The 213-nt window shown below is 71.8% G+C and carries 1 protein-coding gene; it reads right to left on the bottom strand.

Annotation, left to right across the window (positions count from 1 at the left end):
- A partial coding sequence (locus AC0VY3_RS36355; protein ID WP_475551819.1) for an alpha/beta hydrolase occupies positions 1 to 213 on the bottom strand: 213 nt, incomplete at both ends.

Genomic DNA, 213 nt, shown 5'->3' with positions numbered 1-213 from the left:
TCACACCGATGCGGTCGGGGTCGATCTCGGGGCGGGTGGTGAGGTAGGAGACCACCGCACGGAAGTCCTCGGCACGCTGGAAGGGGTCCTCCAGACCGCGGGGCAGGCCCTCGGATTCGCCCTGGAAGGCGGCGTCGAAGGTCAGGACGGCGAAGCCCTCGCTGACCAGGCGGGTCGCGTACGCCGCCGGCGCCTGCTCCTTGACGCCGGTCG

The sequence above is a fragment of the Streptomyces sp. iso_384 genome, from assembly GCF_056172905.1.
Note: the sequence above shows the minus strand (reverse complement) of the source record. Positions and strands in the feature narration are given on the sequence as shown.